This is a genomic window from Alistipes sp. DJF_B185 (assembly GCF_964250025.1).
Lineage (GTDB): Bacteria > Bacteroidota > Bacteroidia > Bacteroidales > Rikenellaceae > Alistipes > Alistipes finegoldii.
In genome coordinates, this window is sequence record NZ_CAXUDY010000001.1 from 267,340 (window position 1) to 281,196 (window position 13,857).

Genomic DNA, 13,857 nt, shown 5'->3' on the forward strand with positions numbered 1-13,857 from the left:
TTTACATTATTTTCTGCTTTTCCCGAATTTCGGGGTGATGCCGATGAAGAACTCGAAGTTGATGCCGGGCATAGGACGCGACAGCACCGAGAGATAGTCCTCGTTGAACAGGTTATTGACGGCAAGTTTCAACTGTACATCCAGCGGTTTGAACGACAGCATTTTCTCCAGTGAGATATTGCTCATGAAATACCGGGGCAGGTGGCCTGTCAGCGTGTAATCGTTGCTCGACATGGTGAAACGTTCCGAGTAGTAAGCCCACTTGTAGAGGAACGCCCACGTCCGCCATGACAGCCGTCCTGTCAGCGAGGCGGAGTGCTCCGGCACGTAAGGCAGTTGTTTTCCCACCGACTGGTCGGCGGGCGACATCTTTTCGCCCTCGTTGATGGAGGGGGTCCACGAATAGGAACCGTTCAGGTCTATCAGCCAGTCCTTTGCCGGCTGCACGGCAAGGTTGGCCTTCACTTCGACACCGTAGGCATGGACTTTCTTCACGTTGCGCGGCGAGAAGAACCCCTTGGTCGTCGGCAGCCAGATGATCCAGTCGTCGATGTAGGAGTCGAACCAGCTTGCGCTGCCGCCCAGTTTATATACCCCCTTTTTGCCGACATCGAAACTCACTCCGGCGTCATAGCTGAAGCCGTGTTCGTTTTTAAGGTCGGGGTTGCCGCCCGGCAGAAAGTAGAGGTCGTTCAAAGTCGGAAAACGATAGTTGCGCGATACGGAGGCTTTCACCATCACGTTCCCTTTGCGCGAAATCAGTCCGTCGATGAAGAATGCCGGGATGAGCGGAGCCCATTTGTCGCCCGACATCTCCTCGCGCAAGACCAGCGACAAGCCCAACGGCTCGACAGGCTGCCATTTGGCCGATACAGAACCGGAGAGCTCGACACGCCCCTTGTCATATCCGACGACGGCTTTGTTGCCATCCTGAAGGATGATGTTCTTGTCTTCGCTGCGCACGAGATGCTGGTACACGGATACGTTCGAGGTGAAGAACCATTTCCTGCCGGGCGAGTATTCCGCTTCCGCCTGTCCGTAGAACGTGTTTATCTTGCTCCGCGAACGGGTCATGGAGGCCCAGTTGTCCGGCGCCACCTCACGACGGTAGTCGTAGGCCATCCACGTATGGATATAACCGCCTTTCACGCCGACTTTCCATTTCTCTTTGATATGGTCCCATGACAGGACACCACGAAACGTCTGCTCCCGCTGGCGGTTCTCGAAGGCGGTCTCATCGCCGTAATCGGTCGTGAGCATCGGCAGTTCCCGGTTGGAGTTGATATACCATGCGTTCAACCCGAAACGGTCGCCTTTCAGGGTGTTGTAATATACCTCCTGCAACAGGTGCAGGTCCTTGAACGAACCCGATCGGTTGCGTTCCTTGGGATGATACTGTCCGATGATGTTCTTCTCCTCGTCGTAGATATTTATCTTCTTGTCGTGGTTGGTGTACTTGTAATCGTTGGGCGACGACGAATAGACCGCGCGGGTCGAGACCTGCCATCGGTCGCTGCCGTAGGTGAAGCGGGCGAACTCGTCGAACGTGCGGAACGACCCGATGCCCTGCACGTATTGGGCATGGAAGCCCTCGCCGACCTGCGGCGTAGTACCGAGTTTGACAAGTCCGCCGAGTCCGCCGCCCGTTTCATTCACCGACGACGTGCCATGAAGCAGCGAGGCCTGATCTATGAAGTAGGACGGTATGGTGGAAAAGTCGGTCATACCCAGCATGGGATTGTTGATGCGCATGCCGTTCCACGTCACCTGCGTGTGGCTGGGCGACGTGCCGCGGAAAGCAACGGTGGAGAGCGTGGCGCGTCCGTAACTCTTGACGAACACGGACGAATTGAACGTCAGAATGTCGGCCATCGATAAGGCAATGTTCTCTTTCAGTGCGAGCGAGTCGAACTTCGTCTTCTGCACGCCGATTTCTTTCATCGGGCGTTTGCCCCACACCGTGACCTCGTCTATCTGGTGGATGCGTCGTGTGATTCCCTGCGCGGACAATACGGACGGACAGACGAGCAGTAGCGAGAAAAGTATGTATTTCGTATAAATCATTTGATTCCGTTTTTAGGGTGGGTATTCGCGGAAAAATGTACCGTGGAGGATGCCGGCACGGACGTTTGATGCGGGTCGAACCCATTCTCTTCAAGCAGTTGTCCGTATTCTTCCTCGAACGAGATCTCCTGATGGATTGTATGCTGCTCCTCGATGTGCCGTCTGAGCCGGTGAAGGTCGCTGAACGACACGCTGAACGAGTCGAATCCGGCAGCCCAACCGGAGAAGTCGGCATATTCCGGGGTTTTCTGGTATACCGTTCCCGTGGCGCCTTTCACCTTGTTCACGATCTTGCTGAAATCCCCGGAATTCGGAATCTCGACAAGTACATGCACGTGGTTGAGAAAGGCATTGGCGGCATGTACGCGGCAACCTTTCCCTGTAAAAATCCGTGTCATCCGCTCGAGCATCAATCCTTTTCCCGTTGTCGGAATCGTCATCTTGCGTCCTTTGGTAACGAAGATGAGATGGTATAGGTGTCGTATCCTGCCCATCACTTCCAACAAAATGCGCCGGGGATTATCCCGACATAGAATTCATCGATCAGTTCACCTTCGGACGAGTAGCGGTAGACAATGCCCTGCTGCTGGTAGTCGATGGCATCGGCCACGTAGACATCGCCACGCACGGGGTCGACGGTCAGGCCGTAATAAATCGTACCGCTGTATTCGAGGAACGGGCGCACGGGAACACGTTCCGCATCCACGTCCATCGACCATATGTCCTTGTTGATCCAGTAGAGCTTGTCGCCCGTACCGTTGAGCTGCACCTCCGAAGGCCAGTCGCCCATCTTGAACTTGAACTGCTTCTCTACGGTGAACGTCTCGGCATCGATGCGGTAGAGAGACGGGGCTTCGTAGCCGTAGGGCGAACCCTCGTACCCACCGTCGGTGATCGTCCACATCTTGTGGTTCTTGTCCATTACCAGCGAGGTGGGCTGGATGCCGACTTTCAGTTCTTCTACCACCTGATCCGTTTCGGTATCGATCTTGATGATGCGGTTTTGGTACGACCAGCAGTTGCAATAGACATATTTGCCATACTGCACCATCTGCTCCGTGGAGCCGCTTTCCATCGTCATGTCCGGCACCTGGATGTAACCGGTGATTTCATATTTCTTGGGGTTGATGATGAAGATGCGGTTGTCCCACAATTGGGTGACATAGGCTTTCTCGTCGCTGAGGAAATGGATATAGCGCGGCGAAGTCAGGTTCGTGATACGGCCCACCTCTTTGAACGTATTGAGGTCGATGGCGAAAATCACGTGGGAATTGTTCACCACGACCCAGCCCTTATTGTCGTGGATGCACATCGATTGCGCCACGTCGCCCAGCTTCATGCCGTTGGCACGGAAGAACACTTCATTCTGCACCTGTTGGGTTTCGGGGTCGTAGTACGACAACGTGGCATTGCCGTACTGGAAGTTGCCCTCGTTGGTGATGAACAACCCGGCTCCGGTAGCGTTGAAATCTTCCACCGCATCTCCGTAGTCCCACTCCATGCAGCCCGCCAGCAACAGCGGCAACCCGCATAGAAGAATGATATGTCGTATCAGATGTTTCATTGGCTTGTTATAAACGGGAAAGAGTACCGGTCTTTCGGCCAGTACCCTGTTCCCTTGTAAAATAATGGGTGTTACTGCTGGGTATAGCGACCGGCTTGCATATCCTCGTAGGTGGGGTTATAACCGCAATTGGTTACAAGCCAGTCTTCTTTCTTGATTTGCTCTTCTTCTACAAAAGATTTGAAGAACGTATAATCAACAAACCGTGTCAACCGGATAAATCGAACTCCTGAGAGTTTTGTTAAAGTTGGCATATTGAAAGTCGTAAGCGATGCTGCATTTGCAGCACAAAGTGTTCCATCAATGGCCTGCAATTTGGGGCATGAAATAGTTTTTACGGCACGAACAGTCATACCAACACCCCCGACATGTTCCAATGACGGAAATGTAAAATCTTTATTTGATGCCATAAAATCTAAAGAACCATATAAAATATTATTAATCACCCCTTCTTTGATATATTGAGGATTGCTTGAACAACCGACTGACTTTAAATTCGTAAAATCATAATCATAGTTAGAAACAGCGTTCAGATTACCGATAATACATAACTGACCTCCGACAATTTCCAATTTCGGGAACGAGATATTGTTTGCCATTGTAGTTTCGATGCTTAAATATCCATCTACACTTACCAAGTTAGGGGCTGAAACGCCTTTTTTTGAACCTCTTATAATTTCCATATTCCCGTAAACTCGTTCAAATTGGAATACAGGATCTGTTGTCATATTGCTAGAATACTTAAAATTCTTAATACTCTTAAAATTCAATTCTGGATCTATTCCAACACTTGAACCGGTAATACCGCTCGGAGCTAGAAACATGCTAACTTGCGACATATCCTCTTTTGTGATAATTTTTGAGAATATAGTCCCGTCTGTAATAGAAATTAAAGGTTCGTTATCCTCAAAAGGTACAAAATTTACTTTGCTCAAATCTAAAATTCGATCAGAACACTCCAATAAACGCAGCAAGGTCAGTCCTCCGAGTTGTTCTAATTTACTCCAATCCGGTAATTTTTTCAAGACTTGGAATTTAGATATTGTCAATGTGCCTTTAACAATCGACAAGTTAGACAGTCCATCTATTTCTTGTAATTTATTATTTCCCGTAGATGTAAAAGCATCGGACGCAATATAACTGGAAACGAGATTAAGGTCGCCGTTTACTACCGATAATTCCGGCAATGAAAGGGTCTCCAACGGAATCGGTATAGAAGCAAAATCCACACTTCCAACTTCTTGTAATTTCGGAAATTCCAAAGAAATCATTTTGCCTAAATTATTAACCCCTAAGCGACCGTTTACTTTTGTCAATTCAGGAATTCTCAAAGATGTGATTTCTCCTCCTGGTTCTCCGTCACTTGTCAGACACTGGAGATCAAAATCCTTTACGACAGTGGTTAATTTAGGGAATTCAAAACTTTGTAGAGATGAAGTCCTGAATATTATATTTCCATCAATCGTTTCAAGGTTGTCGAATTGCACATATGCTACTTGATTGTTGCAGACAACGATGTCGCCAGTAATATGCTGCAAAGATCTCATACTGACCATCTGCAATTTACTGTTGGTCGCAAAGGCAGTTTCAGTTCCTATTTGCAAACCTCCAATTGAAGTGATATTATCAAGTCCCGTAAGATCTTGTCCAACATAACTTTTCCGAATGATGATGTTTCCTTCGACTTCCTTCAATATTTTTAATGCGGCGATATCCGACAATTCTTCTGCATCCTCAGCATCCGACCCGATAATCAAATCACCTTTGATAACCGTTACGTCCGTATCAATGAAAGCCGTAACATCCGCTGTTGTCTTCAATTCCACATCCCCTTCATAGCGAATCTCGTCTTTAATGACTTTATATGTATAATCATTCGCTTCTCCATTGTAAGAGGTTACACGAAACGTTCGTTCCGTATCCCAGTCAGTAATGCTTGCCGGATCGGGAATAATTGTTGCCGAGGATGTGTATTTGAATTCGACTTGAGCATTATTTAACGAAACAGTATATGGAACTGTTATGGTAATTATATTGTCAATTATTTCCGCTGTATAGGATTGACTTGCCACAGTCATCACGACTGATGTGATAAAATTGTCATCGGCATCAGCAGGACTTTCTGGAGTCTGATTATCTTCTGAACATGATAAAAAAAGAAATGGGGCAATGAATAGTAAAAGCCAAAACTGTCTCATATTATTGATTATTAGTTATTGATAAGTCTTCAAATGAAAATACTTCTGTGGATATCTCTCCAAGCCAACCACTTTTCGATAATACTCCACACTGAACTTTGATAAAGTCTATATATTGCAATTTTACTGGAGTCCCGTCATGATATATTGCATTGGCTATTTTGAATCCGTTGCGCTGACCGCTACCATCAATGACATTTCCTCCTACCAGATTATCTGAACCCATATTATCCACATACCCCCACTCATAAGCGTTATTCGCCCAATATCCTGTAACGGGATCTTGATTGTTGCGAGGAGTCAGACGCGTCCCATATAATGTATAGCTATCTTCTTTAATCCAATTGGGATAATAATATTCTTGGCCATGGTATGCATTCATATCGACAGAACCTGAATTACCTTCACTATCTACCCACGGAGTATGTGCTCTGGGTGCAGGTCTATAGTAAGTTACTTCGTAGTCTTGTATTGTACCATCGATGCCGGTTTCAGATCCTTTTAATTCATACCATTCATCGTCTGGCTGGCCATTGCCATTTATATCTTGCATTACCCAAACAATGCCCGGCTCATTTGAGCCACCGCTCGAACTGTTAAAAGCATTTCCTTGTATTGCAAAATCGTATTCTCGGCCACTCGGAGCAATACTATGGTCAAAACCGATGATGATATAACCACCGAAAGATCCCAGTGAAACATGCGCTTTTTTGTTCAATCGTTTCGTTGCATACTCTATGGCTTGTTGGGGCGTCGTTTCATTTCCTATAAATCCGGTATTTTGGGATAACTCATTAATAAACTGTCCGGGAGCAGGAATGAATTCATAAACCTTATCCCAAATACCTGAACTTGTCGCTGTCGCTTGCCGATAGCGTTCTTGTTCCGTTTTTTCTTCACAAATAACCTTAACTGTCGTTGTAATTGAAGTATTACTACGTGTTATGTTACGTGAAAGTGGCTGTGTGTTGGGCATTTTTTCTGTAACAGTAACAGCAACGAAATATTCTCCAGGAGTCGTCGGCGTGAATTTAAAAACCCTGTCGGTAGCGGCTTCCATAATTTTTCCATTGACCTGCCATTGATACTGTGGATAATCGAAATATTCCAGCAAAGGCCGCAAATATACAGGACGCCCTGCAAAAGTATAACGATCCGTAGAAGTTTGTGTATAGGATGGTGTCGGAAACCGTACGGAATAAGGCATTGTTTCCACAACTTCTACGTCGAAATCACGGATTGTTTCTCCGTCTATATTGGATGCCCGGATTGTTATCGAATATGTACCGAGTTCTTTTTCGTGAAACGTATATGCTTTTTCTGTTCCGACGATTTCTCCATCGCGTACCCATTCAATTCTAAAATTTTCAAGATCGTCATGTTGAATATCTGGAGATAAAATATAATCCGTGTTTTGAGGCACTTTTAATCCTTTAGAGGGGATTATGATTGAAATTGTAGGTGGAGTTAACTCCAATACTTCTACTTTTAACTCTTCTTCCGCATAACCCTCTGGTGTATCAACTCGCAATTTGATATATAGATGTTGTTCCTGATTCCATGTATACTTCAATATTGATTCAGATGAAAGAAGTTTTCCATCTACTGTCCATGCATAAAGTGCATTATTCGCATATTTATATGTCGGGGCAATTGTCAGTTCACGCCCAACTTTGATAGTGTAAATGCCAGTCTCACTATCGAGTTCAATTATAGGAGCTTGTTTTATTTCTTCAGTAATTACATCGTTCTTATTACAGCTTGTAATAAAAAACAAAAGTACAAGAATACTAAATATGAAAGCCTTCATAATAAAAAAGGCATAGAACTGAAATCAGTTCTATGCCAAACTATATTAAATTGTTATTCTATTGTAACGTCGTCTATACAAAGATACGCCGGAGTATTGAGTCCATATATAGGATCGACATCAGATCCTTCAAAATTGAATTTTACACTTTGCACATCCGCTACATTAATATCCCAATATGTCCATGTAGTTACGGGGGACACTGTTGGTTTATCATATCGGTAGTCGGCCAACAATTTCGATACAGTGGTGATCAAATTTCCATCTACGTCATAACATTCGATGTTGACTTGGAAATATCCTATATTGTTGCCGTCAGAATCTTTCAGATTACTCAACGGTGTTGCAACACCCGATGTTCCGAACTGATTACCATTTATAATCACACCATAGGTATATGCTGTGTTACAATACCATAAACCCTTGAATTTGCGAGGGGAGTCAAAATAGAATTCAGGTTTGGCCATCCACTCCGTATTTCCGAAATCAGAGTAGCCGTATACAACAGCAAAATTGGAACCGCTGTGACCTGCCCCTGTATTGGCCCCATCTGTGGATGCTGTATTATAGACACTACATTGATTCTCCCAAGTATACCACCAATTAGTTCCAGAAGTCTTGCCGGCAGCAGAATCAGAACGATAATTGTATTTCGACAACGCAATGGCACCACTGGAAAATTCAGTATACGCTCCATAAGAATTGGTTACAGTATTCATGTCGGAGACAAACACAAAATCGGGATCGTATATTTCCCTGATTTGGTTCTCTGCAGTATATCCATAAAGCGTGTAGTAGTTCTCTGCTTTAGGCGAAACCGCCATGAATGTTTCATCGAAGTCATCGAATGTAATGGTTGTAGTGCCATCATCATTAAAGTTGGCTCGGGTTTCGGGAGTTACTGAATCAGTTTGAGGATTCATCAAAAAGTCATCGTCTGAATTACAGCCGGTGAACAGGGCGGTTGCCGTCAACAGGAAAGCTCCCGCCAGAAAGCGTAAATTTCTTTTCATAGCTTACTTGTTTTTTAATAAAACATATTTTTAACAAACACAAAAAATCCCGTTCGCGCAGGTTTACACGAACGGGATTATGTTTGTCTTCAAATATGAGAATGACTCCTACGGCATTCCGTATCTGATCGCAACCCGATTTTCTCCCGCGGGTGTAAATCCTTTTCCGGTCATGGCAGGTCTTCTGACTCGTCCCAGTCGTCGCGCCTTCCCAGCATTACACCAGTGGCAGGTTGCGGCAACCTTGAGGGGACTTACAGCAGCGGGTACTGTCCCGGATTCTCACCGGATTCCCTTTTCATCCGTGGCGGCGAACCGCCCGGAACCATTTCCAATTACAAAAATACAAATATTTTTTATAATAATATCATTTACACGAAAAAAAATCCGCAACCTGCCGGAATCATTCCGCACTATACTTTCAGAAAAAGGTTTCATGGCAAAGATTCTCATCGCCCGGGGACAGGCGACCATCTATGTCCAGAAGGACGGGTATACCATAACCCAGTCTTTGGGTGAATACGTGTTCCCCGCGGATGACACGGGGAAGATTCTCTCGTCCGTCACTCTCACCTCGACCGTACGGGTGATGTGCGGGGACGAGGAACTCACGGCCTTTACCATCGGTGCGGTGGGTAAGCCGGCGGGATTCTCATCCGTTACCGTCAATAACGGCACGAAGACCTTAACCTACGTTATCACCGCCGGTACGACGACCCTCGCCGACCACGGAACAATAGATATTCCCGTGACAATTTCCGGTATTGTCTATCATCTGTCGTTCGTCTGGTCGAAAGCCAAGGCGGGTATCCCGGGCAAGGACGGGGTCGATGCCGACATGCTCGACTGGGTCAAGGAGTGGAATACGGGTAAGACGCTCATCAACGGCAACACGGTCATCACCCCCAAACTCTTTGCGGGCACGAAAAACAGCGACGGCACCGTCTCCGGGATAGCCATAGGCTCGTTTACACTCAATACGAAGACCTCCTCGGGAACGATCGCCGCAGAGGCGGTAAACGGCATCTATGGATTTAGGGATGGCTACAAAACCTTCTATGTAGATAACGGCGGTAACGCCCAGTTGGGTTATGGCGACCAGTATGTCAGGTATAACGCCACGACAGGCAAGGTCGAGTTCGGCAGCGGAGTGAGTCTGAACTGGGTCGGTGCGACCTACATCGACAAGGACGGCGTCTTTACCGGAACACTCTCGGCCGATACGATTAAGACGATTTCCATCAGTGCTTCCCAGATCACATCGGGGATTATCGCTGCGGCACGCATCGACACGGCGGCGTTGAAAGCCTCCTTGATTACCGCCGGAAACATCGAAGCTCTGACCTTGAACGTTACAAAAGGGAAAATCGGCGGCTGGACGGTGGATGCCGACTCCCTTTACCGGGGTACGAAGAACAACACTGTGGGGAGCTGCACCTCTGCCGCAGGTAGCATTACGCTCGGCTCGAACGGTATCCGGGGCTATAAATGGCGGCTGGATGCCTCGGGAGCCGGAGCGGTCGCGGGCGGCAACATCGCGTGGGACGCTTCGGGCAACGTCACGTTCGCCTCGACGGTCAGTGCCTTGTGGACGGCACCTATCGGCTCCCTCACCACGGCTTTGGGCGGCAGCGGCTATCCCAAGCTGACGAAGATCACGGCCGACGGAATCTATACCGGCAGTATCACCGCCTCGCAGATTACCGCAGGAACCATCTCCGCCGACCGCATAGCGGCAGGCAGTATAGCGGCCTCGAAGCTCGATGCCGCCAGCATCAGGTCCTCCATCATCAACACGGACTATATCAACGGCCTGAGCTGTACCTTCACCAAAGGAAAAATCGGCGGCTGGATGATCGGGGCTTCGGCCCTCACTGCCACGCATATCTCGATAGACAGCGGCAACAGACGCATCGCGGTGTACGGGGCCAATTCGGGTGTCGCTAGCGGGCAGCGGGTGCAGCTCTACTACAACAGCGACACGGACTTCGGGCTCTATACCACGGACAGTGCAGGGTACTGCGTGGCACAGCTGGGTTCGAGCAACAGCATAGCCGGCTGGACGATCGACACGACTTCCATTCGCAAGGGCAACGTGTCGCTGGGCAGCGACGGCTCGATCATCAACTCCACGAAATGGAAACTGAACAACGACGGTTCGGGGCAGATCGCCTCGGGCAACATTGCATGGGACACTGCCGGGAACGTTACGTTCGGGGCTTCCGTATCGCTGCAATGGAAGAACGACATCGAAGCGGCCAAGGTTACGAACTTCGGCTATCGATATTACAAGAAACTCATCATCAACGGCGACGAAGCGACCTATTATCCAGTCGTTTTCAAAGGTGGCGACCAGAACATCAAACGTACCATTCTCGTCCGTCGGGGATATGCCGAGCAGGCTCCGGTCTCGTGGAACACATCCACGCACAAAGGAGGTCTGATCGTACTTATCAAAACCAACTTCGGCGGTTGGGGTGGCATTGCCTATTCATGGGATATCTATGACCTTTCCGAGACCTACTGCCGGATGTTCGCCGGGGCGCAGCTGTGCGGCAACTACTGCATGTTCGCCGTCTTCCTGCGTGGCGGCGGCGATACGGGTGCCGTGTACCACCTCTACTCCGACCAGCCGATAGAGAGCAGCAGTTATAGTCCTTCGCCGATTCCGGCAGCTCCGCAAATCGCTTACGGCAACGACCTTATCTTCCAGAGCGGTTCCACACAAGCCTATGCCCCCGCGCCGCGCACCCTCACGGCTGCCGTCGAGGAGGAGATCCGCCGCCATCGGTTCATTGCTCTGGCGCAAAGCACGGACAGCACGCTTGCGGCGCACCCGCTGACCTATATCGGCTCGACAGGGATTTACACGGGCACCCTTACCGCGGCGCAGGTCAACGCCGTGGCGATCGATGCCGGCAGTATCAAGACGGGAACACTTTCGGCAGACCGTATCGCCGCGGGCAGCATCAGCGCCTCGAAACTCGATGCCGTGGGTATCAAGTCGTCCATTATCAATACCGATTACATCAACGGTCTCAGCTGCACGTTCACGAAGGGCAAGATCGGCGGTTTCTCCATCGGCAGTGACAACATGACCATAGGGAACGTCGGAGCTGTGGGTGCCATCCCGTTGCAAATCCGTTCCGCCTCCACGGGCAGCGGTTACTGGTACACGGGAGCCTACAAGCCGCTGGGTATATGCCTTACGTGGTATCAGAGCAGCAATGCAGGGCATATCGTCCTCGGGCAGGTGGCGGCATCCGGCAACAGTGTCAAGACCGGATTCATAGGTCTTCAGATGATGTCATGGGACAATCTGGAATACTTCTGCCTCTCGGTGAACTATACCAAAAGCGGCAGCAAGGAGGTATACAACCGTATCGCGGGGTGGGCCTTCGACCACAACCATATCTGGAAAAACAACATCTCGCTGGGCAGCGACGGATCTATCGCCAACTCCACGAAATGGAGTCTGAACAACGACGGGTCTGGGCACATAGCCTCGGGTAATATCTCATGGAATGCCGCCGGCACGGTTACCTTTGCCGCATCCGTATCCGCCCAGTGGACTACGGGCATCACGACGGCGCAGGAACTCGCTTCGGCCATGGCGTTCGGGAAGATGCTCTACCGCGACCCGACTTTCTGGAACGGAAACAACGGTGTCGTGGTTTACAACAACTCCCAGAACGGTATGGTGACCGTTACCCGGCAGCAGGATGCCACGGCACCCAATGACAGCAAGTATGTCCTGAAAATCCAGACCAGCGGCAGTGCCAGCCCTCGCAACGGAGGCTTCTATTTCGGGGCGAAATGCGGTTACCGCAAGGTGCTCGTCGCCCGCATTATCGCCAAGATCCCCGCCGGCAGAAATCTCTGTTGGGCGACGAACAGCGTCGGCACGGGAGGTTCGCACCGGTGGCTTACGTCGAACGCCGGCACGGGCGACTGGAAAGAATACGTCTACAAGGTCGTGTGCGGCACCGCCGATTTTTCCAGCACCCATTTCTTCTACGTGGACGGCACGCAGGGGACTTCCGATACGCCTGTCATCTGGTATGTGGCCTATGCCACGGTCTTCGACCTTACCTCCACGGAGAAATACACGACCACCATCGATGCCAACGGCATTTACACGGGAACCGTACGCGCCAACCAGATTATCGTGGATTCCGCCCTGACTGTCGGAGGGAGCAGCTATAACGGCAGCATCTCCGTCAAGGATGCGAACAATAGCGTAAAGGTCACGCTGGACAGGAACGGTATCACGGCCGTGAGCGGCAAGATCGGCGGCTGGATTCTCGGAACAAGCGCCCTGACCGCTTCGGCTCCGGCCTCGGGGCACCGCATCGTTATGGGGGCTTCAGGATATATTTACCACGACAACCCTTCCACCGGAGTAAACTATTGGGCGCTGAACACGGACGGTTCCGCCACGTTCGGGTGCGGGAAAATCTCCTTTGCCAATGACGGATCGGGTTATCTGGCCAACCAGAATATCAAATGGGACGCCTCGGGAAATGTCACGATGACGGGCACCATCAACGCCAATGCCGGCACCATCGGGGGATTCGTCATCGGTCAGGGGCGCATCGGCTCGACGGCGACAGGAACCGGCTCAGGCGGCGGCCTTGCCATCTACGACGACCTGTTCCGCGTGGGGGACACCATTTCGTATGTCCTGTTCGGCAGCAACACCATACCGGCATCCGCCGGCGGATCATGTGCCACCGGACGTATTGTGAACAACAAGGTGAACAGCATCTTTAATAACAACTACGGGCTTTATATCGATGTCAAAAACGGTAACCGTAACTACGGAATATGGTCCAATGCCTCTGTTATAGCCCCTGCCTGCATCGGCAACAAGATCAAGAATGTCTATTTCACAGGCAGCGGTTACACGATCGATTTCTCGCAGTTCAACATCTTTTTCGTTTATGCCAACCAGAAGTACAGCGTGACCCTGCCGTCGGCATCGTCCGTGGCCACCATGTTCGGTTACTCGACTCTGCCGTCGGACTTCGCCTGCATATTTACCCTAATTTACAACTACAACTGGGGGAATAGCCTTGTATTCACCAATATCCGTAACCACAACGGGGATCTTGCCAGTTACACGTTAGCCAAGGGAGACTCCATTACGGTATTGTGCGCCAATTACCCCTCGTTCCATTACCAGATATTAAATCACTCTTATTAAAA

At 49.5% G+C, this 13,857-nt stretch carries 7 protein-coding genes and 1 riboswitch; of the genes, 1 reads left to right on the forward strand and 6 read right to left on the reverse strand.

The annotated features are described in order from the left end of the window. Positions 1-6: 6 nt before the first annotated feature. From ACESTR_RS01375 to ACESTR_RS01400, 6 genes are all read right to left on the reverse strand, one after another. Complete coding sequence (locus ACESTR_RS01375) at positions 7-2,064, reverse strand: TonB-dependent receptor (RefSeq protein WP_004293585.1); 2,058 nt, start codon at positions 2,062-2,064, stop codon at positions 7-9. After that, positions 2,061-2,558 (reverse strand): transposase, encoded by a 498-nt coding sequence (locus ACESTR_RS01380; RefSeq protein WP_004303978.1) that lies wholly within the window; start codon positions 2,556-2,558, stop codon positions 2,061-2,063. The genes ACESTR_RS01375 and ACESTR_RS01380 overlap by 4 nt, the downstream gene beginning before the upstream one ends. Further along, entirely contained in the window at positions 2,558-3,628 is a 1,071-nt protein-coding gene (locus tag ACESTR_RS01385) for a glutaminyl-peptide cyclotransferase (RefSeq protein WP_004293583.1), read from the reverse strand. Before ACESTR_RS01385 ends, ACESTR_RS01380 begins: the two co-directional genes overlap by 1 nt. Before the next feature lie 71 nt (positions 3,629-3,699). Beyond that, positions 3,700-5,826 carry a hypothetical protein gene (locus ACESTR_RS01390; protein ID WP_004303979.1) on the reverse strand — a complete coding sequence of 709 codons (2,127 nt, stop codon included), beginning with the start codon at positions 5,824-5,826 and terminating at the stop codon, positions 3,700-3,702. A gap of 1 nt (position 5,827) precedes the next feature. After that, positions 5,828-7,636: a PKD-like domain-containing protein gene (locus ACESTR_RS01395; protein ID WP_004293581.1), complete on the reverse strand. Its 1,809-nt coding sequence runs from the start codon at positions 7,634-7,636 to the stop codon at positions 5,828-5,830. A gap of 53 nt (positions 7,637-7,689) precedes the next feature. Next, positions 7,690-8,649 carry a DUF4465 domain-containing protein gene (locus ACESTR_RS01400; RefSeq protein ID WP_004293580.1) on the reverse strand — a complete coding sequence of 320 codons (960 nt, stop codon included), beginning with the start codon at positions 8,647-8,649 and terminating at the stop codon, positions 7,690-7,692. A 156-nt stretch (positions 8,650-8,805) separates the two neighbouring features. Continuing rightward, a riboswitch (cobalamin riboswitch) is annotated at positions 8,806-8,994 on the reverse strand. A gap of 91 nt (positions 8,995-9,085) precedes the next feature. Here ACESTR_RS01400 and ACESTR_RS01405 point away from each other — a divergent pair. Next, positions 9,086-13,855: a hypothetical protein gene (locus tag ACESTR_RS01405; protein ID WP_004293579.1), complete on the forward strand. Its 4,770-nt coding sequence runs from the start codon at positions 9,086-9,088 to the stop codon at positions 13,853-13,855. Positions 13,856-13,857: the final 2 nt, after the last annotated feature.

What these genes read in the sequence shown, in the direction of transcription:
- ACESTR_RS01375 (WP_004293585.1), bottom strand. Translation starts at nt 2,064, where the DNA reads ATGATTTATACGAAATACATACTTTTCTCGCTACTGCTCGTCTGTCCG.
- ACESTR_RS01380 (WP_004303978.1), bottom strand. Translation starts at nt 2,558, where the DNA reads ATGGGCAGGATACGACACCTATACCATCTCATCTTCGTTACCAAAGGA.
- ACESTR_RS01385 (WP_004293583.1), bottom strand. Translation starts at nt 3,628, where the DNA reads ATGAAACATCTGATACGACATATCATTCTTCTATGCGGGTTGCCGCTG.
- ACESTR_RS01390 (WP_004303979.1), bottom strand. Translation starts at nt 5,826, where the DNA reads ATGAGACAGTTTTGGCTTTTACTATTCATTGCCCCATTTCTTTTTTTA.
- ACESTR_RS01395 (WP_004293581.1), bottom strand. Translation starts at nt 7,636, where the DNA reads ATGAAGGCTTTCATATTTAGTATTCTTGTACTTTTGTTTTTTATTACA.
- ACESTR_RS01400 (WP_004293580.1), bottom strand. Translation starts at nt 8,649, where the DNA reads ATGAAAAGAAATTTACGCTTTCTGGCGGGAGCTTTCCTGTTGACGGCA.
- ACESTR_RS01405 (WP_004293579.1), top strand. Translation starts at nt 9,086, where the DNA reads ATGGCAAAGATTCTCATCGCCCGGGGACAGGCGACCATCTATGTCCAG.